The sequence below is a fragment of the Streptomyces sp. NBC_00358 genome, assembly GCF_036099295.1.
Taxonomy (GTDB): domain Bacteria; phylum Actinomycetota; class Actinomycetes; order Streptomycetales; family Streptomycetaceae; genus Streptomyces.
In genome coordinates this window covers 5,206,704-5,232,346 of sequence record NZ_CP107976.1, presented here as the reverse complement: position 1 = coordinate 5,232,346, position 25,643 = coordinate 5,206,704, and the positions used below count along the sequence as shown (strand labels likewise).

Sequence of the window (25,643 nt, the reverse complement as noted above, 5' to 3'; positions counted from 1 at the left end):
TCCCGGGGACGCGGAACAGCCCTCCTACGCGGGGGCTACTGCATGTTCGGGTTACTGCACGTCGACGTAGTCACCCGTGGCGTTGACGGCCGGGGTGGTCGAGGTGCCCGCGAAGCTGTAGCGGAAGTAACCGTCGACGGTGGCCGTCGTGGTCGTCTTCAGGTTGCCGGTGCTGTCCGACTTGATCGTCTTGATCGTGGTGTAGGTGCTGCTGGTCTTCTTGCGGAACTGCAGGCTCACGGGCTGGACGGTGTAGCCGTGGTAGGCGTTGTCCTCCCAGTTGGCGCGGGAGAGCTTGCCGGTGACCGTGACGGTCTTGCCCTTCTTGACCGGCTCCGGCGCGGCGTTGACCGTCAGCTTGGAGTAGCGCTCGACGTTGGGGGAGGTGAAGCCGCCCTGGTCCGCGACGCCGACCTTGCTCAGGTCCAGGTTCGGGTCGTCCGGGTCCTGGCCGTTCCACGCGATGGCCAGGCCCGCGGCCTTCCAGGCACCCGCGTCCGAGTTGATCAGCTCGCCCTCGGCCGGGTAGATGTCGATGTCGCCCTCGCAGGAGGCGACGGTCGCCGAGGTGGCGGTGCAGGTCCCCGGGGCGTCACCGAAGAGCTCGTTGACCGGCGCGTCGTACGAGCCCTTGTAGAGGTAGGGGCCGTTCAGGAAGTCGCCGGCGGTGATGTCGACGTCGGCCGCGTGCGTCAGCGTGTAGGTGACCGGGACGGCCACGTGGTTGCTGATGCCGACGGGGATGGCCTTGCCGCCGTTGACCTTGATGTTGGAGAAGGTGACGTTCAGGGCGTACGGATCGCCGGTGACGGCGCCGGTGGAGCCGGTGAACGCGGTCTTGCCGGAGGCGGCGCGGGCGGCTTCCTGCACCTTGGCGACGTCGGCGCGGTACGAGGAGGAGCCCGCGGAGCCGGCGGCGTGGGCGCCCGGCACGACGAAGGCGGAGAGAGCCAGGGCGCCGGAGACGGCGGCCACAGTGGCACGTATGCGCATGCGATCCCCAAATGGAGAAAGGGGCCCCGGGGGTGGTCGTTCCTTACGGCTCGTCTTCGCGCGGGGCCCGCGTGATGATGGAGTCTGTTGACTCGGAAGAGAAGATCACCCGGATGCACGAATGGTTGTACGGGAGATGAAATCTTGTTCCACTCTTAACAACGCCGAGGCCGACGGGTGTGAACGGCCCCGGGTGCTCGTGGCCCCGGCCCGGCGGGAGCGGACGAAAAATCCCCGGCCCTGAGGAGGGCCGGGGATCGATCGAGACCGAACCGTGGACTACTGGACGTCGACGTAGTCACCCGAGGCGTTGACGGCCGGGGTGGTCGAGGTGCCCGCGAAGCTGTAACGGAAGTAACCGTCGACGGTGGCCGTCGTGGTCGTCTTCAGGTTGCCGGAGCTGTCCGACTTGATCGTCTTGATCGTGGTGTAGGTGCTGCTGGTCTTCTTGCGGAACTGCAGCTTCACCGACTGGGCGGTGTAGCCGTGGTACGCGTTGTCGTCCCAGTTGGCACGGGAGAGCTTGCCGGTGACCGTGACGGTCTTGCCCTTCTTGACCGGCTCCGGCGAGGCGTTGACCGTCAGCTTCGACAGGCGCTCGACCGAGAAGGTCTTGGCGTTGTCCTTCTGCACGTAGTCGGCGTCCTTGCCCTGGGCGAGCGCCCAGACCTTCCAGCCGCCGGCCACCGCGTCGATCAGGTTGGCGTTCGGGTCCATGTCGAAGGTCGACTTGCAGGTCGACGTCGTGGCGTTGACCACGGTGCAGGTGGCGCGGCCGTCGCTGCTGTTGGCGACGGCACCGCTGTCGGCGGAGTCGATGTTCGCACCGTGGTACAGGATCGCCTGCGCCCATTTGACGCCCGAGTTGTCCTTGGCGGTGAAGCTGACCGTGATGGTCTTCTTCGCGGTCGTACCGACGACGACCGCGCTGCCGCCGTTCACCACGACGTTCGAGATCGTGGTGTCCCCGTGGACCTCGTCGGCCTGCGCGGCGGGCGCGACGAGAGCGGAGAGGGCCAGGGCGCCGACGACAGCACCGAGGGTGGCACGCATGCGCATGTATTCCCCAGACGGAGAGAGGGCCCCGGGCGTTCCTCGTCTCACGGCTCGCGGGTCACGTACGGGGCCAAATGATCGTGGAGTCTGTTGACTCGCGAGCTCAGATCCGTGACGGGAGCGAATGGTTGTACGAGAGAGGAATCTTCTACGCGCATATGACCAAGGTCACAACGCATCTCGGCCCGCGGGGTCGCACTCCCTCTGGGTGTACGACCCCGGGACCCGGCCCCGGCCTCAGTCGAACCAGCGGTCGCGCGCCAGTTCCTCCGTGCGGGACGGGTCCTCCAGGAGTGCCGCGACCTCGAAGCGGCGGGGCCACTGGCCCGCCGACCAGGCGAGTCCGGCGGCGACGCCCTCCACGGTGGAGGCGTGCAGCACCCCGTCCCGGGTGCGGCGCCAGTCGAGTTCGGTGCCGTCGACCACCAGCTCCTCGTGCTCGACGTACGAGGAGGGGGTCCCGGGGCCCAGCAGGACCCGTACGGACTCCGGTACGTCGTGCTCGGCGCCCTCCGAGGTGACCTCTCCGGTGACGGACTCGCTGAGCCGCCGTACCTGGAACAGCTCGGCCAGCTCGGCGGCCCGCGCGGGCCGCACCGGGAGCAGCGGCACCCCGTCGGTGAAGGCGAGCAGGTCCGGTGAGTCCACGACCACCGCGTCGGCGGCGTCCACGACCCGCACCTCGCCGTCCACGACGGCCCGCAGCTCGTCCGGAAGCGTCACCCGTTCAGGGTCCAGGTCGGCCAACGCGCTGTAGAGGGCGTGCAGTTGGGCGCCGGACACCTCGCGGTCCGGGTCGGCCATGCGGTCGAGCAGTTCGGCCGCGCCACCGGGCTCGTCGAGCAGGGCGGCAACGGACGTACGGACCCCGAGCGCCCGCAGCACCTGTTCGTCGTCGAAGCCGGTCGCGTCGACCTCGTCGTACAGGCCGCGGAGCAGCGGATCGCCGCCGGCGGCCCGCAGACCGGCGGGCCGGCGCCCGTCGAGCACCGGATGTCCGCGCAGCCACCAGGCCGTGTACGGCCGGACGATCTCGTGCGTGCCGTCCGGCAGCAGGACGCGCACCTGCTGGGTGATCGCGTCCCGCAGCGGCGGCTGGGCGAGCAGGGCGAGGGCCTGCGGCCACCGGTCGTCGTCCACCAGGTCCAGATCCCGTACGGCGACGATCTCGGTGGCGACGGGCGGCACCGGCGAGTCGGGCAGCCGGTCGAGCACGTCCTCGCACCACACGTCCACCGCGTCCAGCAGACCCGCGTCGTCGGGCTCGGCGAAGTCCCCGTCACGCGGCTCCAGTTCGTCCGGATCGAGGACGACGTCGGTGGCGCGCACCAGGGCGAAGCCCGCGAGGACGCCACAGGCGGCGAGCGGCTGCTCACCCCAGCGGTCGGCCAACTCGGATTCGACGAAGGCGAGTTCGTCCTCGCGCATGACCTGGGCGAACGGGCTGCCGGGCAGCACGAGTTCACCGGCGGGCACCAGCTCCCCCTCGTCGTCCGGCAGGGCGAGGGCGCCGAGCCAGGGCTCGTCGCCGGGTTCGAGGGCGGCGTCGCGGACCAGCGCGAGAACCGTGTCGGCCAGTTCCTCCGCGTCCGGGGTGTCCTCGTCCCACGCCCCGCCGTCGTCGTCGAGCGAGGCGGCCACGGCGGCCCGCACCTGCGGGGTGGTGAGCACCGCGCGGGGCGAGGCCGGGAGAGCGCCCAGCTTCTCCAGGAGCGGGTGGGCGGCGTCCGGGTGCGCGACCTTGAGGCCGAGCCGGGCGAGCGTGTCGGGGGCCACCAGGGACCCCTCGGCGGTGGGCAGCAGGATCTGGCGCGGCCCGATCGTCGTCCGGCCGTCCGCCAGCGGCACCGGCAGCCCGGACAACCGGTCCGGGTCGACCCCCGCGAGGCTGTCGTACAGCCGGTACCACCACTCCGGGTCCTTCTCCAGGCCGGCCAGCCGGTCCACGGCTTCGGTGAGCGGAACCCGGGCGACGCCCAGCGTGCGCAGTTCCACCCGCCGTTCCAGACCGGCGGGCAGCAGGCTGGGCAGCACCTCGGCGAGCACCCGGACGGTCTCGGCGCCCGCGCCCTCCACCACCTCGGCGTCGCGCGGCCGCAGGACGGTGGGGTTCTCCGCCGCGCTGCTCCCGGGCCAGTCGTCAGGGGTGTCGGCGGCCGGCATCCGGGCGGGCGGGGCCGCGGGCGGCAGGAACGCGGTGCGCGGCAGCCGGTCCAGGATCGCCTGGCGCAGCGCGCCGTCCAGCTCGCCCTTGCCGAGCGGGCCGGGCACCAGGTCGATGATCCCGGTGTCCACCGGGTGCCAGTCGGCGAGGAGTTCGGCGTAGGCGTCCGCCGCGCGCTCCACCAGGAAGTCGGTCAGCGGGCCGGGGGCCGCGTGCCGCCGGGTGGTGTCCAGCGGGAGGGAGGCGATGAGCAGCGCGGGCACGCCGAGGGCTTCGTCGCTCGGCGTCGGCGCGTGCACGACGGGGCTGGTCCGTGGGCGGGCCGGGGCTCCCTCGGAGTCGACCGGGACGGCCCAGGTCACCGACCAGTGCGGGCGCAGCCGCTCCTCGACGGGGCGGTCGGCGAGCAGGGCCGGGTCGAGGGGGCCGTGCCGTTCTACGGTGCGGTAGCGGGTCGTGCCGTCGCGGGAGTCGTCGATGACGGCCCCCTGCTCGGCGGTGGCGCGGCGCAGGGTGCGGATCTCCCCGTCGCCGATCTCGACGACCACTTCCTCCAGGCCGGGCAGGGCGAGGAGCAGGGCGTCGTCGATGTTCCGCAGCAGGCGTTCGGCGAGGTCCTCGGCGGCGGTGTCGCGCAGCGGCAGGATCACGGCGGTGTCGTACGGGTCCGGGGCGGTGCCCTCGGCCGCGAACGGCAGCCGCAGCAGCGGTACATGGCCGTCCCGGCGGCGGATCTCGTCACCGAGGCCGGGACTGTCCCCGGCGGTGCCGGCGGCGAGGCCGCGGGCCTCGGCGAGCGCCCAGCGGACTCCGCCATGCCGCCCGACGACGGCGGGCTCGTCCGTGACGGCGAGGACGGCGGCGAAGCCGACGCCGAAACGGCCCACGGCGGTGTCGTGCGCGTCCCGCTTCGCGGAGGCGCGGAGGGTGGAGAGCGACTCGACCCCGGCCGCGTCGAGGGGGGCGCCGGTGTTGGCGGCCACCAGGACGCCGTCGCGCAGGGTGAGGCGGAGCCGGCCCGGGGTGCCGGCGCGGGCCGACGCGTCGGCGGCGTTCTGGGCGAGTTCCACGACGAGCCGGTCTCGGTAGCCGCCGAGGACCAGGTCCTCTTCGGCGTTGGCGTCCTCGCGGAACCTGGCCGGGCTGGTCGCCCAGGCGTCCAGTACGCCGCGACGCAGGCGCGCCGTACCGAACGGGTCCGCACCCTCGGCAGCCGGCCGCACGAACTTACTCACGGGTTCACTCTCCCTCTCGCCTGGCGCGACCGCGAATGCTGCGCCGGGTCGCGGCATGAAGGTACCGCGCGCTCGGCCCGGCTCCGGGCGGGGTCCTGGGTGGGTGGGTCGGGGCCGCGCCGGTACATCCGCCCGCATCCGAACGGATCCCACCGGCGATTCGAGGTGCGCGTACGTTCTGATCCGTCCGGCCTGCGGGCATCTGATGTACCGACACGGCCCCTCCCGCGCGCTCCCGACCGCGGGTACAGGATCCAGTCCTCCAGTCCCGCGCACTCCCGGCTGCGGGTGCCCAGCAACTTGGGTGCACGCGCCCTCACAGGCGAGAAAATCCAGCCCCGCCGGCCTCACGGGCGGGAAAATCCAGCCCCTCCGGCGTTTGAGGAGCGGGGTCCGGGGCGGAGCCCCGGGTTCGGGTCGGGTAGGGGCGGAGGGGGCGAAAGAAGCTGTGGCTGTGGCTCTGGCTCTGGCTGCGGCTGCGGCTCTGGCTGTGCCGAGGCGTGGTGAGGTGGGGTTACGCGGGTGGCCCCGGGGAGGAATGGGCCCCAGGGTGGGGAGGCCGTCGGGCGGGGACGGCCTCCGCCTCGGGGGCTACGAGTGGCCGAGTTCGGCCGTGGACTCGTCGGCGGTCACGGGTACCGAGCCCGAGTCGGGAGACGGACGCAGCGGGAACGGGTCCACCTGGGTCTCGTCGATCACCGGAAGCGGCGGCCGCGGCGGCTTCGGCATGACCGCCGCCTCGGAGTGCCCACCGCACCCGTACGCGAGCGACACCACACGCCCGTCCGCCGGCGAGAACTCGTTCGCGCAGACACCGAACGCTTGTCCGAGCGAGCCTCCGATGCGGTTCAGGAAGCCGCAGCTGACGCACGACGCGGGCGCGGCCTGCGCCATCACCGTCTTGGGTCCGTACGACTCCTCCCAGCGGTCGGCCGCGACATGCAGCCCGTACCGGGAGAGCACCCGGGCCCGGCGCAGCCCCAATTCCTCGGCCACGGCAGCGATCGAGCCCCGGCGCGGGACCATCGGCAGGTTCGCGGGTGTCCCCGCGGTCACCTCCGCGTCCTCCGACTCCACCAGCTCGGCCATGTCCTCCGAGACCGCGGAGTTCGGCGCGGGCTCGTCCTCGCCGGAGTAGCCCGGCTCCAGCCGGAGATCCTCGGCGTCGGTGGGCAGCAGGTCCCCGGGGCCCATGTCACCGGGGCGGAGCCGCTCGCTCCACGGCACCCACTCCGGGGCCAGCAGCGCGTCCGTGCCGGGCAGCAGCACCGTCTCGTCGAGCGTGACGTTCTTCGCGCGGGAGGCGCGGGCCACGGTCGACGCCCAGCGCCAGCCGCGGTAGCCCGGTTCCTTGCACTCGAAGTAGTGCGTGACAACGCGGTCCCCCTCGGAGACCAGTCCGAGATGCTCACCGACGACGCCCGGATGGGCGGCTTCCTCGGCGGCCGCGCGGGCGAGGTCGACCGCCTCGGCGCACAGACGGTCCGGGGTGCGGCTTCGCGTTGTCGCTGCGCTCACAGGTATCGCTTCTCTCCTACGCCGTCTCACGGGTGCGCCATTCCTCCGGCGGGGGTGCGGACGGAGCGGACCATTGGGCCGCGTCGACGTCCGCGCCCGATCGCACTCGGGCGCACCTACGCCATCCATTCTGCGGGATGGCCGAGAGGCGCGCGGCCGAGAACAATCGCCGCAGGCGCGTTACGCACGCTACCTTCTCCTGACCCCTGGGCCCACACCGGCGGGCGTCTTCGGTGCTCCGCGCCGGGATCTTTGCCGCTCCGCGGCGATATCGCCGGGCGCTCCACGCCAGAACTTTCCCACACACACCACCCGCCCCGCCCGCCGAAAAAGTGATCCGCGCGCCCCCACTCGGCCCCCGTACGCGCGGTAACCGCACTACGCACGCCGAAGTCGGGGCACTATGACGGAGTGGCATCCGCAAGGTCGCCCCAGGGAGCAACCGGTCTCGGTGGCGCCAAGGGGAGCAGCCGGAGTGGCGGATCGGGCCGGGTGACCGGGGCCGTCCGTGCGGTGGGACGTGCCCTGCACTTCCCGGTGACCCGGACAGCGCGCGGTATCCGCAAGGCGACCCACGCGCACGGAGCGGGCGAGTCGGGCCTCGGGAAACTGATCGAACTGCACGCGGTGAACGGCGCGGGCGATGTCATGATCACGGTGGCGCTGGCGTCGACCGTGTTCTTCTCCGTGCCGACCGACGAGGCCCGCGGCCGGGTCGCGCTCTACCTGGGCATCACGATGGCGCCCTTCGCCCTCCTGGCCCCGGTGATCGGCCCGCTGCTCGACCGTCTGCCGCACGGCCGGCGGGCCGCGATGGCGGGCTCCATGCTCGTACGGGCGATGCTCGCGCTGATGCTGGCGGGGGCCGTGGTCAGCGGAACCTTCGAGCTGTATCCCGCCGCGCTCGGCGTGCTCGTCGCCTCCAAGGCCTACGGCGTGGTGCGCAGTGCCGTGGTGCCCCGGCTCCTGCCGCCCACGTTCTCCCTGGTCAAGGCGAACTCCCGGGTCACTCTCGGCGGACTTCTGGCCACCGGTGTGGCCGGGCCGATCGCCGCCGTGCTCCAGTCGCTGGGGGCCCGCTATCCGCTCTACGGCGCCTTCACGATCTTCATCGCGGGTACGTTCCTGTCGTTCTCGCTGCCGCCCAAGGTCGACTCGGCCAAGGGCGAGGACAAGGCGCTGCTCGCCGCCGACGAGGAGCATCTGCACGGCCCGCACCTGAAGAAACCCCCGCGCCCCGGGCTGCGGACCGTGGGGACGGCCGTCACCCACGCGCTCGGCGCCAACGCCTCGCTGCGCTGCCTGTCCGGCTTCCTGATCTTCTTCCTCGCCTTCCTGCTGCGCGAGCACCCGCTCAGCGGCAAGAGCGCGGCGGTCTCGCTCGGCCTGGTGGTCGTCTCCGCGGGCGTGGGCAACGCGCTCGGCACGGCCGTCGGAGCCTGGCTGAAGCAGCGCGCCCCGGAGATCATCATCGTGACGGTGGTGGCGTTCGTGCTGGGCGTCGCGATCGCGGCGGCGCTCTTCTTCGGCACCGTGTTCGTTGCGTGCCTCGCCGCGGTCGCCGGGTTCGGGCAGGCCCTCGCCAAACTGTCCCTGGACGCGCTGATCCAGCGCGACGTCCCCGAACTCGTCAGGAGTTCGGCCTTCGCCCGCTCCGAGACACTGCTCCAGATGGCCTGGGTCCTCGGCGGAGCCATCGGCATCGCGATGCCGCTCAACGGCTCGCTCGGCCTCTCCGTGGCCGCCGGGATCGTCGCCGTCGGCTGGCTGACGACCGTGCGGGGACTGCTCTCCGTGGCACGGCGCGGCGGATCGGACCGGCAGCGGGTGTCCTGAGCCGCGCGGGGGCCACACACGGCACGCCGCACCCCACGTGGGGGCACGGGTGGGCGCGCCCGATAACCTTCGGCCATGACCTCCCTGCCCCGCGGCAGAGCCGCTAATGGACAACGCGCTGCGCGCCGTCGCCGCGCCGTCGCCACGGTCGGCGCCGTTTCCGCCGGACTCCTCGCCCTGTCCGCCTGTGACAAGCCGACACCGATGGCCACCGTCACGGTGGGCACGAAGTCGGTGAGCTCCGAGGCCGACTGCTACAACGACGGCAACGTCCTGAAGACCGCGGACCTGACGAGCTGCCTGCGGTCCAAGGACATCAAGTCCATCGACGTCGACCCCGACGCGACCGTGCGGTTCGGCGTGGACCCGAAGATCGCCGACAACGGCTGGACGATCCTGCTGAACGGGCAGCAGCTCCTGCCCGAGAGCACCAAGAAGACGTACCTGACCATCCCGGGCAGCGTGTTCTTCAACCAGCAGTACGGCGCCAACGCCACGTCGAACGTCATCTCCGTCAAGGAGGGTGACAAGACGGTCAAGGGCCTGTGGTCGTTCAAGTTCAAGAAGGACTCGGACAACTGATCGCCGCCGCCGGGCCGAAGGTGCTCGTGGCCACCGCCGTCTCCGCGGAGAGGGAAGCGGTGGCCGCGGCGTCGTCCGGCCTGGCGCACGAGATACGGCTCCCGGGGGCGACGCTCCACCGGACCGGTGGGCGCGATCTGCTCGCCGCCGGTGTCGGCCCCGCCCGCGCCGCCGCCTCCGTCTCCGCCGCGCTGACCGCCGCCGCCCTCGACGGCACGCCCTACGCCCTCGTCGTCTGCGCGGGCATCGCCGGCGGATTCCAGCCCGGCGCGCCGGTGGGATCGATCGTGATCGCCGACGACATCGTCGTGGCGGATCTGGGCGCGGAGGCGCCGGAAGGATTCCTCCCGGTCACCGAGCTCGGCTTCGGGACCGTCAGCCACCGGCCACCGGAATCACTCGTACGAGCGGCCGCGGCCGCCACCGGTGGACGCGTCGGAACGGTGCTGACGGTGTCGACCGTGACCGGCAGCGCCACGCGCGCCGCCGAACTGCGCGCCCGGCACCCGCGGGCCCTCGCCGAGGCGATGGAGGGGTTCGGGGCGGCCGAGGCGGCCGGCGCGCACGGGGTGCCGGTGCTGGAGATCCGCGCCGTGTCCAATCCCGTCGGCCCGCGTGACCGCGCCGCGTGGCGCATCGGCGAAGCCCTCGCGGCCCTCACCGAGGCCTTCGGGAAGCTGGGGCCCGTCCTGGAGAGTTGGAACCCTTATGAGCGCACCCACTGAGTCCGCCGAAGCCCTGCGGATCGCCTATTCGCCCTGCCCCAACGACACCTTCGTCTTCGACGCCTGGGCGCACGGCCGGGTTCCCGGCGCGCCGGCACTGGACGTGACCTTCGCGGACATCGACATCACCAACGGCATGGCCGAGCGCGGCGAGTTCGACGTGCTGAAGGTGTCGTACGCCGTGCTGCCGTACGTCCTCGACAGCTACGCGCTGCTGCCGTGCGGCGGCGCGCTGGGGCGGGGCTGCGGTCCGCTCGTGCTGACGAGGGAGGCGGGCGCCGGGGGCACCGCCCCGCTGGAGCCGGGCCGAGGGCCCGGGGGACTGACGGGCCGTACCGTCGCCGTGCCGAGCGAGAGGTCGACGGCGTATCTGCTGTTCCGGCTGTGGGCGGCGGAAACCGTTCCGGGCGGGGTCGGCGAGATCGTGGTGATGCCGTTCCACGAGATCATGCCGGCCGTGCGGGACGGGAAGGTCGACGCGGGGCTCGTCATCCACGAGGCGCGTTTCACGTACCAGAACTACGGGCTGCACAAGCTCGCCGACCTGGGCGAGCACTGGGAGCGGACCACGGGGCTGCCGATCCCGCTGGGCGCGATCATCGCGCGGCGGTCGCTGGGCGCGGAGCGGCTCCGGGCGCTCGCCGACGCCGCCCGCGCCTCGGTCCGTGCCGCCTGGGACGACCCGGAGGCCTCCCGCGGCTACGTCCTGGAGCACTCCCAGGAGATGGACCCGGGCGTCGCGGACCAGCACATCGGCCTGTACGTCAACGAGTTCACGGCCGACCTGGGCGAGGACGGGTACGCGGCGGTCCGCGGGCTGCTCACGCGCGCGGCGGCCGAGGGCCTGGTGCCGCCCCTCGGCCCGGACGCGCTGGACTTCCCCTGAGTTCTCCGGCGGGCTCAGCGTTCTCCCGGGCCACCGGCCCGGGAGAGCTGACGGGCGGTCATACGTCGAGCTGGTCGGCGACCGCGCGCAGCAGGCCCGCGATCTTCTTGCCGGAGGCCTTGTCGGGGTAGCGGCCCTTCTCCAGGGAAGGCGTGATGTTCTCCAGGAGGGTCGTCAGGTCCTGGACGATGGAGGCCAGTTCGTCCGGCTTGCGGCGCTGGGCCGCCGCGACCGAGGGGGCCGGCTCCAGAAGGGTCACCGAGAGCGCCTGATCGCCGCGCTGACCGGCGACGACACCGAACTCGACGCGCTGGCCGGGCTTGAGGGCGTCGACTCCGGCGGGCAGGACCGAGGAATGGACGAAGACGTCGCCGCCGTCGTCACGGGAGAGAAAGCCGAAGCCCTTCTCGGAATTGAACCACTTGACTTTGCCGGTGGGCACGTCTGTCCTCGTCCTCGTACTCGTCGGGAACTTCTCGGGGAACCGCTCGGCCGGTTGCAGGGGCAACTGCCCGTAGAACGCCTCTGGATAGCACTACAGCGGGTCAGCCGACCCGCCGCTACCAAGGCTAATGGTCTGTTGGCTGGTGACAAGACGTCGCTGGATTGTTCCTTCGCGCAGGGAACTACCCTGGTCGGGTGCGTGACAAAACCCAAGCGAATTCCCTCGAAGCCGGTGACCGGCTGATCCGTGCCGGTGCCATCGTCTTCTTCGTCGGAGCGTTGGCCACACTGGTCACCGTGGCACCGCTGTTCCTCGGTACGAAACCTTTTCCGTTCTACATGTTCGGCCTGAGCATGCTCATGGGCGTCGGATTCCTGCTGGCCGCGGCCGGCGTGCTCCAGTCCGCCGCACAGGGCCGCCGCCGGGCCCGCGCCGCGCGTTCCTGACGGGGGCCGCGGAGCCTTCTCCTCCGGCGGCGGTCCTCCGGCGGAGGTCCTCAGCGGCGACACCGGCAGCGGTCCTCAGCGGTCCGGTGCGGTGCGGCTCCGCCGTGCCCTCCGCTGCCGTGCCCTCAGCGGTAGTTCTCCAGCCACGCCGGGAACTCCGTGAGATCGCCGAGGACGACATCCGCGCCCGCCGCGCGCAGTTCCTCGGCGTCGCACGGCCCGGTCGCCACGGCCACGGCGTACGCGCTCGCCGTGTGCGCGCCGCGTACGTCGCCGGTGTGGTCGCCGACGTAGACGCTCGCGCCGTGCTCGCGCAGCGCCACCGCCTTCTGCTCGGCCCAGAGGTTGCCGACGAGTTCGTCCGCGTCGATGTCCAGGTGGTCCAGGTGCAGCCGGGCGTTCGGCTCCCACTTCGCGGTGACGACGACCGAGCGCCCGCCCGCCGCACGCACCGCCGCGACGGCCTCGCGCGCGCCGGGCATCGCGAGCGTTCCGGTGATCGCGTACGTGGGATACATGCCGCGGTAGAGGTCGGCCATCGCCTGGATCTCCTCGGCCGGGAACCAGTTGGCGAGTTCGTCCTCCAGCGGCGGACCGAGCCGGGTGACCACGAGGTCCGAGTCGATGTACGTCCCCGTCCTCGCGGAGATCGCCTCGTAGCAGGCGTGGATCCCGGGGCGGGAGTCGATCAGGGTCATGTCCAGGTCGAAGCCGACGGTCAGCGCGGGGGAAGTCATATCCGCCATTGTGCCCAGGTCACCGGATGTACCGTCCAGGCATTTTCCCCGAGGCCGGTCCAGGCCGTCGCGAGCGACGGGCGCCACCGGTCGCGGCGGGCGTCAGCGGCCGCGCTGGGAGCGCCAGACCAGGTACAGGGCCGAGGCGAGCGCCGCGCCGCGGACGACGAACGGCCAGGTCTGGGTCATCGCGTCGCTCATGTGGCCTTCGGCGACGGGGGCGCCCCAGCGGCCGTTCGCCCGGCCCCAGAGCCAGACGATGCCGGCCGTGGCGGACAGGCCCGGCAGGACGAGGACGGCCCACTTCGACTCGGCGGCGGTCAGTCGGCGCGAACCGTAGGCGATCAGCCAGCCGAGGCCGAGCGCGACCCAGTTGCCGAGGACGGCGCCGGCGACGAGGAGGGCGGCGGCGAGCAGGAGCAGGGGGTTGGTGTAGCCGCTGAGCCGCGGGAGGCGTCGGCGGCGCGGGGCGGCGGCCTCGGCGGCCGGCTCGCCCCCGGTGCCCGGTGCGGCCGTCCCGCCGGCCGGGTCGGCCGGGTCCGGGGCCTCGCGGTCCTTGTCCCCCGGGGGCGGCTTGAGCAGTTCGGGGATCTCCACGCCGCCGACGAACCCCGGCACGCTGTCGCCGAGCCCGAAGGGGCTGTCGTTCCTGCGCCACCAGTCCGGCCGGGTCGCGCTGTCGCCCAGTTCGTCCGCGCTCGCGAGGTGGGGCGGGGACGGCGCGTCGGCCCCGGCGGACGACTCCTGGGCCGGGCGCGGACGGGGGACGACCCGCCGCAGCCCCTTGGGGCGCTCCTCGGGCTCGGCGGCGGCGCGCTGGGCGGGCACGGCGGCCCAGGTCCGCGCGCCGGTTCCGGTGCCGCCGCTGCCGTTCTCGGCCTGTCCTGCCGCCGTGACGATCGCGTCGGGGGTGCCGAGCCGGTCGAGGATGCGGCGGACGGCGGCGGGGCTGTCGACGGTGGTCCTGGCGCGGCGGCGGTCGATCTCGCCCCGCAGCTCCGACACCAGGCGCATCCGGGTCGCCGACGGCAACTGCCGCTGCTGGGCCAGGTCGCCGACCCGGCTCAGATAGTCGAAGACAAGCTGGTCGCTCTCGATCCCCACGAAGTCCCCTCCGGGGCCGGTGCGTTGGATACCCCGCGGTGACGAAGGTACCGGTTTTCCGGTGCGCGGGAGCGCCCCGCCCGGGGCTCGGGCAGCCGTACGACCCCCGTCGGCGGCCCCTGCCGCCCGACCGCTGAACGCTCCCGGGGGCCGGGGGCCGGGCCCGGGGAGCGCGCCACCCGCTACCGTGGACAGGATGAGCCCCGAGACGACCGCCCCGCGGTCCCTGGCGGAAGCCCTCCGCGCGCGGGACGACGCCTCGCTGTCCGCCCTTCTGCGGTCCCGGCCGGACCTGATCACCCCCGTCCCCACGGATCTCACCCAGCTGGCCACCCGGGCGGGCACGCGAGCGTCGGTCGTGCGCGCCCTGGAGCGTCTGGACCGCTTCACGCTCCAGACGGCGGAGGCGCTGGCCGTGGCCCGGGAACCGGCGACGTACGACGAACTGCTCGGGCTGCTGGCGGGCGACGACGCCGACCCCGCGGTCACCGCGGCCTTCCCGCACGCCCTCGGGACGCTCCGCGATCAGGCCCTGCTCTGGGGCGGCGACGACCGCCTGCGGCTCGTACGGACGGCGCGCGAGCTGCTCGCGCCGGGGCCGCAGCACCCGTCCCCGACGGGGCTCGGGCCGACGGTCGGCGAGGCCACGGCGGGCATGTCACCGGGGCGCATCCAGGAGATCGTGGCCACGGCGGGGCTGTCGTCGACCCACGACGCCGTGTCGGCGGTGACGGCGCTGAGCGCCCTGTTCGGCGACCGGAACCGGATGTCGGCGCTGCTCGACGAGGCGCCCGCCGAAGCGGTGGAAGTGCTGTCCCGGCTGGTGTGGGGGCCGCCGTACGGTCAGGTGACGGCCGAACCGGCGGCGCATCTGCGCTGGCTGATCGGGCGGGGGCTGCTGCTGCCGACGGCGCCCGGAACGGTCGTACTGCCCCGGGAGGTCGCCCTGCATCTGCGGGCGGGCCGCGCGCACCGGGTGACGGAACCGGCGGCGCCCCCGGTCGAGGTCTCGGCGACCCGCCGTCCACAGGCTGTGGACGGCGCCGCGGCCGGCCAGGCGTACACGACGCTGGCGACCGTCGAGGAGCTGCTGAAGGACTGGCACGAGGGCGGTCCCGCGGTGCTGCGCGCGGGCGGACTGAGCGTGCGGGACCTGAAGCGGACGGCGGTGGCGCTCGACGTCTCCGAGCCGGTCGCCGCGTTCTGGGTGGAACTCGCCCACGCGGCGGGCCTGGTGGCGTCGGACGGCGAGACGGAGGAACGGTACGCGGCCACGCCCGCCTACGACGCGTGGCTGGAGCTGCCCGCCGCGCAGCGCTGGGCGCGGCTCGCCTCGGCGTGGCTCGCGGCGACCCGCACGGCGGGTCTGGTGGGCGGCCGGGACGCGAAGGACCGTACGCTCTCGGCGCTCGGCCCCGGCCTCGACCGTTCCCCGGCGCCCGAGGTCCGCCACCGCGTGCTCGCCCTCCTCGCCGAGCTGCCCGAGGGCGCCGTGCCCGACACGGACTCCCTCCTCGCCCGGCTGTACTGGGAACGCCCCTCGCGCGGCACCCGCCCGGCGCCGGACGACCTGCGCGCCCGGCTGGCCCGCTGGACGCTGTCCGAGGCCGAACTGCTCGGGGTGACCGGCCGGGGCGCGCTGTCCGCGCAGGGGCGGGCGCTGCTGGGGCTGCCGGCGACGGCGGGCGGCCCGGCGGCCGAGCCGTCCGGCCCCGGCGACAAGCTCCCCGCCCACCGGCGGCACCACCCCGTGACCGTCCCCGTGCCGCACTCCCCCGCCGAGCGGACCGCGGCGGCGGCCCGCGCCGCCGAGCTCCTCTCCCCGCTGCTGCCCGAGCCGCTCGACCACGTCCTGCTCCAGGCGGACCTGACGGCGGTCGCGCCCGGTCCCCTGGAACGCCCGCTGGCCGACACCCTCGGGGTGCTCGCGGACGTCGAGTCCAAGGGCGGGGCCACGGTCTACCGCTTCACCCCGGGCTCGGTGCGCCGGGCGCTCGACGCGGGCCGTTCGGCGTCCGACCTGCACGCCTTCCTCGCCGCCCACTCCCGTACGCCGGTCCCGCAGCCGCTGGCCTACCTGATCGACGACATGGCGCGGCGGCACGGTCATCTGCGGATCGGGGCGGCGTCGGCGTACGTCCGCTGCGACGACGAGGCGGTGCTCAACGAGATCCTCGCCGACAAGCGTTCGCAGGAGTTCGGGGTACGGCGGATCGCGCCCACGGTGCTGGTCTCGGGAACCGACCCGGCGACGCTGCTCGCCGGCCTGCGGTCGATGGGCTTCGCGCCCGCCGCCGAGTCGGCGCAGGGGGACGTCCTGATCAGCCGGGCACACGCCCACCGCACCCCGCCGCGCACCGCCCCGGAGCCCGTCCCGGACGGTCCGCCGGTCCCCGACGCCACCCTCCTCGGCGCCGCGGTCCGCGCGATCCGGGCCGGGGACCTCGCCTCCACCGCCCCGCGCAAGGACGACCCGGCCGCCGGCCGCCCCGGCGACGGCGGGCTGCCCCGCACCAGTTCCGCCGAGACCCTCGCGACCATGCAGGCCGCCGTCATGACGGGCGAGGCGGTGTGGATCGGATATGTGAACGCCGAGGGTGCCGCCAGTCAGCGCGTGATCGCGCCCATCCGGGTCGAGGGCGGCTTCGTCACGGCGTACGACCACACGGCGGACGAGGTCCGCACCTACCCCCTGCACCGGGTCACCGGGGTCGCGGAGCTGGCCGACGACCAGCCGTGATCAGCCGCCGGTAGGGCACACTGGACGTTTGGCCGAGCATCCGCGCCGGGTGCCGCCACGCAGAAAGGGACGCGTGTGAACGGACCGCTCATCGTCCAGTCCGACAAAACGCTTCTGCTCGAAGTCGATCATGAGCGGGCCGACGCCTGCCGCCGGGTCATCGCCCCCTTCGCCGAGCTGGAGCGGGCGCCCGAGCACATCCACACCTACCGGGTGACGCCGCTCGGCCTGTGGAACGCGCGGGCCGCCGGGCACGACGCCGAGCAGGTCGTGGACGCGCTGGTGGAGTTCAGCCGCTATCCCGTCCCGCACGCGCTGCTCGTGGACATCGCCGAGACGATGGACCGCTACGGCCGGCTCACGCTGAGCAAGCATCCGGCCCACGGACTCGTGCTCACCACCACCGACCGGCCCGTCCTCGAAGAGGTGCTGCGCTCCAAGCGCGTCGCCCCGCTCGTCGGCAACCGGATCGACCCCGACACGGTCGCCGTGCACCCCTCGGAGCGCGGCCAGATCAAGCAGACCCTGCTGAAGCTGGGCTGGCCGGCCGAGGACCTCGCCGGGTACGTCGACGGCGAGGCGCACGCCATCGAGCTGGACGAGGACGGCTGGGCGCTGCGGCCCTACCAGCGGCAGGCCGTGGAGAACTTCTGGCACGGCGGTTCCGGTGTGGTCGTGCTGCCCTGCGGCGCGGGCAAGACGCTCGTCGGGGCCGGTGCCATGGCGCAGGCCAAGGCGACCACGCTCATCCTCGTCACCAACACCGTCTCGGCCCGGCAGTGGAAGCACGAGCTGGTGAAGCGGACCTCGCTGACCGAGGAGGAGATCGGCGAGTACAGCGGAACGCGCAAGGAGATCCGCCCGGTCACCATCGCCACCTACCAGGTGCTGACGACCCGGCGGAAGGGCGTCTACCCGCACCTCGAACTCTTCGACTCCCGCGACTGGGGCCTCATCCTCTACGACGAGGTCCACCTGCTGCCCGCCCCCGTCTTCAAGTTCACCGCCGACCTCCAGGCCCGGCGCCGGCTGGGGCTGACCGCGACGCTCGTACGGGAGGACGGCCGCGAGTCGGACGTCTTCTCCCTCATCGGGCCCAAGCGGTTCGACGCGCCCTGGAAGGAGATCGAGGCGCAGGGCTACATCGCCCCGGCCGACTGTGTCGAGGTGCGGGTGAACCTCACCGACTCCGAGCGGCTCGCGTACGCCACCGCCGAGGCCGAGGAGAAGTACCGCTTCTGCGCGACGACGGCGACCAAGCGGAAGGTGACCGAGGCGCTGGTCCGGAAGTTCGCGGGGCAGCAGATCCTGGTGATCGGCCAGTACATCGACCAGCTCGACGAGCTGGGCGAGCATCTGAACGCGCCCGTCATCAAGGGGGAGACCAGCAACGCGCAGCGGGAGAAGCTGTTCGACGCCTTCCGGCAGGGTGAGATCAGCGTCCTCGTCGTGTCGAAGGTCGCGAACTTCTCCATCGACCTGCCGGAGGCCACGGTGGCCATCCAGGTCTCGGGCACGTTCGGCTCCCGCCAGGAGGAGGCCCAGCGCCTGGGCCGCGTCCTGCGCCCGAAGGCCGACGGCCACCAGGCTCACTTCTACTCCGTGGTCGCCCGCGACACCATCGACCAGGACTTCGCCGCCCACCGCCAGCGCTTCCTCGCGGAACAGGGCTACGCCTACCGGATCATGGACGCCGACGACCTCCTGACCGACAAGGAGTAGCCCCCGGGCGGGTGGCCGGCCCACAGACCCCGCCGCGGCACGCCGCGACGGTGAGCCCGCGGCGCGGACCCCGTCTGCGCGCTCTCGGCATACGCCCGCCGCGCCCGGACGGTCCACCGCCGGAAGGCGGCGACACGGCCGCCCGCGTTCGCGGGAACCCGCCCCCTCGGCTGGGGGCTCCGTCCCACACGTCCTCCGCCCCGCCCCGCGTCGGCGCCGGACGGGCGGGGCGCCGACGCGGGGCCCCGGGCCCGCGGCCGACCAGCACGCGACCCGAAACCCGCGGGAAGGGCCACCGGTACGGCGGGTACGGCCCAGCGGCGGGCCGGGCCGCCCGAGGGGCCCGGAGAACGTCGGCGCGCGGTGCGGGCGCCTGGGGCACGTGTCCCGGGGCGCCGGGCCCGGGGCCGCGTGTCCCCGGGGCCGCGTGTTCCCGGAGCGCCGGACCCGGAGCCGCGTGCGGGCGTACGTGTCAGCGGCGGTGGACGCCCGCCTCTTCGCCGTATTCGCCGAGCAGGACGACCCCGAGGGCCGCTCGTGCGAACACCTTGACCGCGCGCACGGCGTTGCCGAGGCGGTGACGCTGGTGAACGCTGGTGACGGCCGTCGCGCCCCGCGCGACAGGCCCGGGATGGGCAGGTCCTTGGGTGAAAGTGGCTGCACTCATATCTCCATGGTGCGCACCGATACGCCGAATGGCGTCGGTCTTCGGACCGAACCTCGGCACGCCCCTGGTACGGCTCCGGGCCACCCGTCGTACGCCTCACGACGGACACCGGCCCCTAGGGTTCCCGGGCCCCGACCCTGACAGGCCGGTCAGGTACCGGGAAAACCATTGGCCCCGGCATCCATCCCTCGCCTAGAATCCTCGGTCTTGCCCGCCTCCCTTCACGGAGTGCCGCCGCCCGGCCGGAAACCGGACGGCACCTGGAATCACAACGGATTCCGCACGGATTCTTGACGGATTCCCTACGAAATCCGCAGCGATTCACGATCTGCGTCCCTCCCGAAGCATCTCGAAGCACTCCCGCAGCAGATTTCCCCGGAGGCAATTCCCCGTGTCCGCCCTGTCCGACGAACCGTTCGGCACCCCGTCCGAGTCCGACGATCCCCTCGCCCGCGAGCGCGCCCACCTCTCCGAGTCCCGTTCGGCGCTCCGCGCGATGCGCGAGGACGCGGAGAACCTCGACATCCGCGATGTCACCGCGAACTGGGTGAACGCCGAAGTACTGCACCGGCAGATCGCCGAGCGCATCAAGGCCCTCGCCGACCTCAGCCACACCCCGCTGTTCTTCGGACGCCTCGACTATCTGCACGCCCCGGGCTCCGACCTGGCCGAGGGCGCCGAGGGCGAACGGTTCTACATCGGGCGCCGCCATGTGCACGACGCCGGCGGCGACCCGATGGTCATCGACTGGCGCGCTCCGGTGTCCCAGCCGTTCTACCGGGCCTCGAAGAAGGACCCGATGGACGTCGGGCTGCGCCGCCGCTTCGGCTACACCGGCGGCGACCTCACGGCCTACGAGGACGAGCACCTCTCCGACCCGGCCGAGACCGCGACCACCAGCAAGCTGCTCCAGCAGGAGATCGAGCGCCCGCGTGTCGGCCCGATGCGCGACATCGTGGCGACCATCCAGCCGGAGCAGGACGAGATCGTACGGTCCGGGCTGTCCGGCTCGGTCTGTGTGCAGGGCGGTCCCGGCACCGGGAAGACCGCCGTCGGCCTGCACCGGGTCGCGTACCTGCTGTACGCGCACCGGGAGCGGCTCGCCCGCACCGGCACCCTGGTGATCGGGCCGAACAAGTCCTTCCTGCACTACATCGAGCAGGTCCTGCCCGCACTGGGTGAGCTGGAGGTCAAGCAGGCGACCGTCGACGATCTGGTCGCGCATGTCGAGGTGCGCGGCAGCGACGACGCCCCGGCCGCCGTGATCAAGGGCGACGCCCGGATGGCCCAGGTGCTGCGCCGGGCCGTCCGCTCGCACGTGGGCATCCCGACCGAGCCCGTGGTGGTGGTCAGGGGATCACGGCGCTGGCGCGTCCCGGCGTACGAACTGGAGGAGATCGTCAAGGAGCTGCTCGACCGGGACATCCGGTACGGCGCGGCCCACCAGGCCCTTCCGCAGCGGATCGCGCATGCCGTGCTGGTCCAGATGGAGCGCTCCGGGGAGGCGCCGGACGACCGGGTGCAGGACGCCGTCGCCCGCAACGCCGCGGTGAAGGCCGCCGTGAAGGCGATCTGGCCGCCGGTCGACCCCGCCAAGCTCGTGCTGCGGCTGCTGAGCGACGCGGAGTTCCTCGCCGCGCACGCACAGGGGCTGCTGGACGAGGCCGAGCAGAAGGAGATCCTCTGGGCGAAGCCGGTGCGCAGCGTGAAGAGCGCGAAGTGGTCGGCCGCCGATGCCGTGCTGATCGACGAGGCCACCGACCTGGTCCAGCGCACGCACTCGCTCGGACACGTGGTGCTCGACGAGGCGCAGGACCTGTCGCCGATGCAGTACCGCGCGGTGGGGCGGCGCTGCACGACGGGATCGGCGACCGTGCTCGGGGACCTGGCGCAGGGGACGACCCCGTGGGCGACCCGGAGCTGGGAGGAGGCCCTCGGTCATCTGGGCAAGGGGGACGCCGTCGTCGAGGAGCTGACGGCCGGTTTCCGTGTCCCCACGGACGTCATCAGCTACGCGTCCCGGCTGCTGCCGCACATCGCGCCCGGTCTGGCACCGGTCGCGTCGGTGCGCGAGAACCCGGGCTTCTTCGAGGTGCGCGCGAGCACGGCGGACGCCGAAGTCGTGGGCGCGGTGGAGGAGTTGCTCGGCCACGAGGGATCGGTCGGGCTGATCGCCGCGGACGCCCGTATCCCGGTGCTCGCCGAGGCGCTGACGGCGGCCGGACGGACGTATCTCGGTCCGGGCGAGGAGACGACGGCCGAGACCCGGCTGACCCTGGTCCCGGCCTCGCTCGCCAAGGGCCTGGAGTACGACTACGTGGTCCTGGACGAGCCGCGGGCCGTCGTCGACGGCGAACCGGACGAACGCACCGGCCTGCGCCGCCTGTACGTGGCCCTCACCCGGGCGGTCTCGGGGCTGATCGTGACGCACGCGGCGCCGCTCCCGGCCGAACTGGGCTGACCTGCCGAGCGGGGGCCCCGCCCCGGCCCGCGCCCTCGCCACGGACGCCGAAGGCCCCCGGCACGTACGCCGGGGGCCTTCCACCGTGTGCCGCGAGGCCCTACTTGAACTTCCCGCTCGTCGCCAGGTAGACCTGCTTGGCGTTCTCGCCGAGGCGCGGCCCGGTGATGAACGTCTTGCGGTCGCTCAGGGAGTTGTTGGAGACCAGGTACGTCCGGCCGTTGTGGCTCATGAACCAGGGGCCGCCGGAGGCACCGCCGTTCATGGTGCAGCCGATCATGAACTGGGCGGGGACGTTCTTCGCGAGCACGAAGCGCTTGGTGGCGCCGTGGCAGTCGTACATCTTCGAGCCGTCATAGGGCGCCTCGGCCGGGTAGCCGCGGACCTTCATGCTCGTCACCTTGTTGGCCGCCGGGGCTCCGAACCACACCGGAAGGGCCGAACCGAGCTGTTCCTGAAGGGACTTGCCGCCGCGCTCGGGCTTCACGTGCAGCACCGCGTAGTCGTATCCGGAGGCCGCGTTGCCCTGGTGCGAGCCGCCCTTCATCCACTGGGACGAGGTGGTGGCCCAGTCGGCCCACCAGATTCCGTACGGGGAGACGGCCTTGGCGCGCGGGTCGGTGATCTGGCGGTTGCTCAGGTTCGCGCTGTTGTTGAACGAGGGGACGAAGGCGATGTTGCGGTACCAGCCGCCGCCCTTGCCGGCGTGCACGCAGTGGCCCGCGGTCCACACCAGGTTGGACCTGCCGGGGTGCGCCGGGTCGGTGACGACGGCGGCCGAGCAGACCATGTTGCCCTCGGGCGAGGAGAAGAACAGCTTACCGACCGGCGGAGCGTAGTGGTGGTAGGTGCCCTTGACCTTGGCGGCGGTCTGCTTCTTCACCCTGCCGTCGGGCAGGTAGGAGGTGGCACCGCTGCCCGAGCCCGAACTGGTGCTGCCCGCCCGGGCGACCGGGATGTCCGCCTTGGCCTCGGCCATCTTCTCCGGCGTCCAGAAGTCCTTGATGTACGGGTTGGCGTAGTCCTGCGCCTTGGACGCCCAGTCGCTGTAGTCCTTCCACCCGCCGTTCTTCCACTTGTCCAGGGCGGCGCCGCTGAGGTCGGTGGGAAGGCCGGCGGGCAGCTTGTAGCCGCCGACGGAGGTGGAGCCGTCGTCCTGGCCGGTGTCGACGCCCTTGCCGGCCCGGGTGGACGACGAAGGCCGGGCGGTGGCCCCGTCGTCGTCCTTCTTGCTGTCACAGGCCGTCGTGGTGATCATGACGGCCGCGATCACGGCCGCGGCTGCCGCGAGCGTGCGGCTGCGTATGGATGGCATGGAGCCTTGTCCCCCTGATGCTGCTGTGCTGCGGTGCCTCTCGCGCCGGCCCGCACATCCGTGTGATTGTCATGCCCCGGCCGATCGGGGCAGGACTCAATATGCACGCACGAGACCGGGCGGCGATCGCCCAGCGGCTCTCACAGCACAACAACTACCTGGCGGAGATGGATCCGTGACCTGCCGGACCGGTCGCGAAGAGCCCGACGGCGGGACGGCGCCCTACGCGTCGAGGGCGGTCCGCCACTCCCGTACCGCCTCCGCCGAGACCGGTCCCGACCAGCCGCCCGGACGCGCGGCACCGCCGATGTGGAAGGCGTCGAGGCCCGCGGCGCGCAGCCCCGGCACATGGTCGAGGCGCAGGCCGCCGCCGACCATGATCCGCGGCTCGTATCCCGGTTCGCCGCGGCGGGCGGACTCGGCGGCGAGGACGGAGAGCCCGTCGTCGACGCCCGCCGGGGACCCCGCGGTCAGATAGGCGTCGAGGCCGGGCAGGTCCGCGAGCTGCTTGCGCAGGGCGTCACGGTCGTCGGCGCGGTCGATCGCGCGGTGGAACGTCCAGCGGCAGCCGCCCAGTCCGTCGACGATCCGCTCGACGGCGGCCAGGTCGGGGCCGCCCTGCTCGTCGAGGAAGCCGAGCACGAACTCGTCCGCGCCCGCGTCCCGCATGTCACCGGCGACCCGCACGAGCTCGTCGACGCCCCGCGTGCCGCCCGCCGCGAACCCGTCCGACAGGCGCAGCATCACGCGCAGTGCGATGTCGACGGAGGCACGGATCCCGGCGAAGGTCTCCACCGACGGGGTCAGCCCGTCGGCCGCCATGTCGGTGACCAGCTCCAGCCGGTCCGCACCGCCGGCCTGGGCGGCGACCGCGTCCTCCACGTCGAGGGCGATCACCTCCAGGACTGCGCTCTTCCGCTCGCTCATCGGACCTCTTCCCTTGGGCCGCTATAGGTCTAGTCCAATCCAAGAGTACGCGCGCGGGAGCGGGGGCGCGAGAAGATCACGACGAGTGGAGGGGCCGTCGAGGGATTTCCCCCGCGGCCCCTCCCGTCGCCCCGTCCGCTCGGGCGGATTCGGCCCGTTCGGTCCGGCGGAATCGGCCCGTTCGGTCCAGCGGATCCGGCTCGTCGCTCCGGTGGATCCGGCCCTTCCGGCCACCTGGACGGATGCGGCTCTCCCGGCTCACCGGCACGGACGCGGCCTCCCGGTCATCCGAACAGATTCAGCTCCTCCTCCCGCGCCCCGACCAGTTCGTACGCCGACGTCTTGGCGACGGGCCGCCCCGAGCAGAGCCGTACGAGGGTCTCGGCGCCGCCGATGTAGCGGGCCGGGGGCCGGTCGCCGGGGACGCCGCCCAGGCGCAGGGGGTCGTCGAGGTCGTCGAGGTCCGCGTGCAGCGGCACATGGTCCCGCTCGCGGCTGACACGGACCAGGAGCGTGAGCGCGTGCGGGAGGCCCGGGCCACCGTAGGCCCCGGGTTCCCCGAACGCCTCGCGCACGTCACCGGCGTGGACCCACTCGCCGAGCGCGACCGCGTCGAGGACACCGCCGGCTTTCGCGATCGCCGGCCCCGCCTCGGTCATCCCGCGCTCCAGCTCGTCGACGACCCGTTCCGTCGGCCAGTCACCGCGCTCGGCGATGTCGCGGTCGTTGGCCTCCGGCGAGAACACCCCGGGTTCGAACCGGCTCTCCACGACCCGCGTCAGCACGGCCGAGCAGTGCGCCAGCACGTCCCGCACCGTCCACGCCGGACACCCGGCCGTCGGACGCGCGAAGTCGCCCGCGGGCCTGGCCCGCAGCAGCGGGATCAGCGCGTCGCGTTCGGTGCGCAGGAGCAGACCGGGCAGTTCCGGGTCCCGTACATCGTGTGCGTCTCCAGGAATCATGACTCCACGCTAAGGGGCCGCCGTTCGGATCGGGCCGCGTGACGGAGACCGGGCCGCCCGGCGCGAGGGATGAGCCCGTCAACGGCGCAGTTCGAAGGAGATGTGCCCGGACAGCGCGCGGAGGAAGTCGGGGGCGTCGAAGATCTCCCCGGCGGAGGCGACGCCGACCGTCCCGGTGCGTCCCGTGAGGATGCGGCCGACCGCTTCCACCACCAGCGGCGCGGTGACGGCGTAGATGTCCCGGCCCCTGGCCACGGCCCGGCGTTCGACGCCCGCGGAACGTACGACGACATCGACGACGAAGGTCTGCGCGGATCGCCCGAGCTCGTCGACCGCGCGCGGAGCCGGGGTGTCCGGGGCCGACAGCTCCGTGGCCGCCTCGACGGTCATGTACGTGCGCACCTCGGGAACGGCGAGATGGCTGGGCACGGTGACCACGTCGGCCATCGAGAACTCCCCGATGACGGCCCGCGGACCCATCGGTTCGGGGAACGGCCACTCCAGGGTCGGCGGCGCGTCCTCGCGGTACTCCAACCGCCCTCCGGTGTAACGGACGCGCCGGCCGCCGCGCCGCTCCCGGGAGACCGTGCCCGCGGCTCGCGTCCCGGCGGTGGGGTGCCAGCCGCTCAGCCCGTACGCGATGTGCACTTCGTCGGCCGACGTCCACTCGCCCATCGCGGCCGTGGCCAGCAGGTCGCCGAAGCCGCCGTAGAAGGCCATGGCGGGGACGACCACCGTTCCCGCGGCGCGGGCGCGCTCCGTGAAGTGCGCGAACGTGTCGAGGTTGGCCTCGATCTCGGCCGCCACGTCCACGTACGGGATTCCGGCGCGCAGGGCCGCCTCGATCACCGGGGCCGCCGTCACGGCGAAGGGCCCGGCGCAGTTGATCACGGCCGCCGCGCCGGCCAGCGCGTGATCGAGCGAGGCCGGATCGCCGACCGACGCCGGGCGGATGTCGAGTCCGGGGTGCGAGGCCGCCGACTCCTTCAGCTTCTCGGCGTCGCGGCCGGAGAGGACCGGGACGAACCCGCGCTCCAGCAGCTCCGCCACCACGAACCGCCCGGTGTGTCCGTACGCGCCGAACACCGTCACCGTCTGACCCGACTCCATGGGTTCTCCCCC

20 protein-coding genes are annotated in these 25,643 nt (G+C 73.0%); 8 read left to right on the top strand and 12 right to left on the bottom strand.

The window, feature by feature from the left end:
- Window positions 1–51: 51 nt before the first annotated feature.
- From OHT01_RS22215 to OHT01_RS22200, 4 genes are all read right to left on the bottom strand, one after another.
- Window positions 52–993 carry a hypothetical protein gene (locus OHT01_RS22215; RefSeq protein ID WP_328554870.1) on the bottom strand — a complete coding sequence of 314 codons (942 nt, stop codon included), beginning with the start codon at window positions 991–993 and terminating at the stop codon, window positions 52–54.
- 279 nt (window positions 994–1,272) lie between these two features.
- Entirely contained in the window at window positions 1,273–2,052 is a 780-nt protein-coding gene (locus tag OHT01_RS22210; RefSeq protein WP_328554869.1) for a calcium-binding protein, read from the bottom strand.
- A 234-nt stretch (window positions 2,053–2,286) separates the two neighbouring features.
- A complete protein-coding gene (locus OHT01_RS22205) occupies window positions 2,287–5,448 on the bottom strand; it encodes a sacsin N-terminal ATP-binding-like domain-containing protein (protein WP_328554868.1) in 3,162 nt (1,053 codons plus the stop codon).
- Between the two features lie 591 nt (window positions 5,449–6,039).
- Window positions 6,040–6,966 (bottom strand): DUF3027 domain-containing protein, encoded by a 927-nt coding sequence (locus OHT01_RS22200; RefSeq protein ID WP_328554867.1) that lies wholly within the window; start codon window positions 6,964–6,966, stop codon window positions 6,040–6,042.
- Between the two features lie 411 nt (window positions 6,967–7,377).
- On the opposite strand from OHT01_RS22200, the gene OHT01_RS22195 reads away from it, so the two are divergent.
- From OHT01_RS22195 to OHT01_RS22180, 4 genes are all read left to right on the top strand, one after another.
- The gene (locus OHT01_RS22195) at window positions 7,378–8,802 is read left to right on the top strand and encodes an MFS transporter (protein WP_328554866.1); all 1,425 of its coding nucleotides are present in this window, start codon (window positions 7,378–7,380) and stop codon (window positions 8,800–8,802) included.
- Between the two features lie 75 nt (window positions 8,803–8,877).
- Complete coding sequence (locus tag OHT01_RS22190; protein ID WP_328554865.1) at window positions 8,878–9,384, top strand: DUF2771 domain-containing protein; 507 nt, start codon at window positions 8,878–8,880, stop codon at window positions 9,382–9,384.
- A 26-nt stretch (window positions 9,385–9,410) separates the two neighbouring features.
- The gene (locus tag OHT01_RS22185; protein WP_443043539.1) at window positions 9,411–10,109 is read left to right on the top strand and encodes a futalosine hydrolase; all 699 of its coding nucleotides are present in this window, start codon (window positions 9,411–9,413) and stop codon (window positions 10,107–10,109) included.
- Entirely contained in the window at window positions 10,093–10,995 is a 903-nt protein-coding gene (locus OHT01_RS22180; RefSeq protein ID WP_328554863.1) for a 1,4-dihydroxy-6-naphthoate synthase, read from the top strand. Before OHT01_RS22185 ends, OHT01_RS22180 begins: the two co-directional genes overlap by 17 nt.
- 58 nt (window positions 10,996–11,053) lie before the next feature.
- On the opposite strand, the gene OHT01_RS22175 is transcribed toward OHT01_RS22180, so the two are convergent.
- Window positions 11,054–11,437, bottom strand: a complete 384-nt coding sequence (locus tag OHT01_RS22175) for a cold-shock protein (protein WP_328554862.1) — start codon at window positions 11,435–11,437, stop codon at window positions 11,054–11,056.
- A 197-nt stretch (window positions 11,438–11,634) separates the two neighbouring features.
- Here OHT01_RS22175 and OHT01_RS22170 point away from each other — a divergent pair, with 197 nt between their 5' ends.
- Window positions 11,635–11,886, top strand: coding sequence for a hypothetical protein (locus OHT01_RS22170; protein ID WP_328554861.1), 252 nt, complete (start codon window positions 11,635–11,637; stop codon window positions 11,884–11,886).
- 125 nt (window positions 11,887–12,011) lie between these two features.
- On the opposite strand, the gene OHT01_RS22165 is transcribed toward OHT01_RS22170, so the two are convergent.
- Both OHT01_RS22165 and OHT01_RS22160 read right to left on the bottom strand, forming a co-directional pair.
- Entirely contained in the window at window positions 12,012–12,632 is a 621-nt protein-coding gene (locus tag OHT01_RS22165; RefSeq protein ID WP_328554860.1) for an HAD family hydrolase, read from the bottom strand.
- Window positions 12,633–12,725: 93 nt separating this feature from the next.
- The gene (locus OHT01_RS22160; RefSeq protein WP_328554859.1) at window positions 12,726–13,727 is read right to left on the bottom strand and encodes a hypothetical protein; all 1,002 of its coding nucleotides are present in this window, start codon (window positions 13,725–13,727) and stop codon (window positions 12,726–12,728) included.
- A 196-nt stretch (window positions 13,728–13,923) separates the two neighbouring features.
- Here OHT01_RS22160 and OHT01_RS22155 point away from each other — a divergent pair, with 196 nt between their 5' ends.
- Window positions 13,924–16,467 carry a helicase C-terminal domain-containing protein gene (locus OHT01_RS22155; protein WP_328554858.1) on the top strand — a complete coding sequence of 848 codons (2,544 nt, stop codon included), beginning with the start codon at window positions 13,924–13,926 and terminating at the stop codon, window positions 16,465–16,467.
- 75 nt (window positions 16,468–16,542) lie between these two features.
- Window positions 16,543–18,189, top strand: coding sequence for a DNA repair helicase XPB (locus tag OHT01_RS22150; RefSeq protein ID WP_328554857.1), 1,647 nt, complete (start codon window positions 16,543–16,545; stop codon window positions 18,187–18,189).
- Window positions 18,190–18,661: 472 nt separating this feature from the next.
- Here the strand turns inward: OHT01_RS22150 and OHT01_RS22145 are convergent, their stop codons facing one another.
- Window positions 18,662–18,856: a hypothetical protein gene (locus OHT01_RS22145; protein WP_328554856.1), complete on the bottom strand. Its 195-nt coding sequence runs from the start codon at window positions 18,854–18,856 to the stop codon at window positions 18,662–18,664.
- 496 nt (window positions 18,857–19,352) lie between these two features.
- Between OHT01_RS22145 and OHT01_RS22140 the strand changes: the two genes are divergently transcribed.
- Window positions 19,353–21,317 carry a HelD family protein gene (locus tag OHT01_RS22140; RefSeq protein ID WP_328558215.1) on the top strand — a complete coding sequence of 655 codons (1,965 nt, stop codon included), beginning with the start codon at window positions 19,353–19,355 and terminating at the stop codon, window positions 21,315–21,317.
- 100 nt (window positions 21,318–21,417) lie between these two features.
- On the opposite strand, the gene OHT01_RS22135 is transcribed toward OHT01_RS22140, so the two are convergent.
- The 4 genes from OHT01_RS22135 to OHT01_RS22120 all read right to left on the bottom strand — a co-directional run bounded on the left by OHT01_RS22135 (window position 21,418) and on the right by OHT01_RS22120 (window position 25,631).
- Window positions 21,418–22,632: a trypsin-like serine peptidase gene (locus OHT01_RS22135; protein ID WP_328554855.1), complete on the bottom strand. Its 1,215-nt coding sequence runs from the start codon at window positions 22,630–22,632 to the stop codon at window positions 21,418–21,420.
- Window positions 22,633–22,854: 222 nt separating this feature from the next.
- Window positions 22,855–23,559: a copper homeostasis protein CutC gene (locus OHT01_RS22130; RefSeq protein WP_328554854.1), complete on the bottom strand. Its 705-nt coding sequence runs from the start codon at window positions 23,557–23,559 to the stop codon at window positions 22,855–22,857.
- Between the two features lie 284 nt (window positions 23,560–23,843).
- Window positions 23,844–24,521, bottom strand: a complete 678-nt coding sequence (locus OHT01_RS22125; protein WP_328554853.1) for a maleylpyruvate isomerase family mycothiol-dependent enzyme — start codon at window positions 24,519–24,521, stop codon at window positions 23,844–23,846.
- 78 nt (window positions 24,522–24,599) lie between these two features.
- Window positions 24,600–25,631 (bottom strand): saccharopine dehydrogenase family protein, encoded by a 1,032-nt coding sequence (locus tag OHT01_RS22120; RefSeq protein WP_328554852.1) that lies wholly within the window; start codon window positions 25,629–25,631, stop codon window positions 24,600–24,602.
- Window positions 25,632–25,643 lie beyond the last annotated feature (12 nt).